The sequence below is a fragment of the Duganella sp. GW821-FHT07G03 genome (assembly GCF_059418605.1).
Genome location: NZ_JBWKQE010000062.1, coordinates 1 through 639, shown reverse-complemented (window position 1 = coordinate 639; position 639 = coordinate 1). Strand labels below are relative to the sequence as shown.

The following is a 639-nucleotide window of genomic DNA, read 5'->3' as shown; positions in this document are numbered from 1 at the left end:
CCCAGGTGGCCGCGCTGACCACCAACGCCGTGGCCGCGCTGGAAACGGCCGACTTCGCCGCGCTGTCGACCAACGCCGTCGCCACGCTGAGCGCCAACCAGGTCAAGGCCCTGACCACCAACCAGGTCGTCGCGCTGACCACCAACGAGGCCGCCGCGCTGAGCACCGCGCAGGTCGCCGCGCTGTCGACCAACGCCATCGCCGCGCTGGAAACGGCCGACCTGGTGGCCGTCAAGACCGCCGCCATCGCCGCGCTGACCACCGCGCAAGTGGCCGCGCTGACCACCGGCCAGGTCAACTCGCTGGCCACCGCCTCGATCGCCGCGCTGAGCACCGGCGGCATCGCCGCCCTGAGCACCAACCAGGTCGTCGCGCTGACCTCGGGCCAGATCTCCAGCATGAGCACCGCGCAAGTGGCGGCGTTGACCGCCAACAGCGTCGGCGCGATCGAGACCGCCGACCTGTCCGGCCTGTCGACCAACGACATCGCCGCGCTGCGCACCGCCCAGCTGGCCGGCCTCTCCACCGACCAGGTCGGCGCGCTGTCGACCAACCAGTTCGTCGCGCTGAGCTCGGCGCAAGTGGGTGCGCTGAGCACCAACCAGGTCGTCGCCCTGACCACCGGCCAGGCCAGCGCGC

The 639-nt window shown here is 72.3% G+C and carries 1 pseudogene; it reads left to right on the top strand.

Features of this window, described 5'->3' with window-relative positions:
• Positions 1-639: pseudogene (locus AC07OK_RS30760) on the top strand (heme utilization protein); the annotation flags it as partial.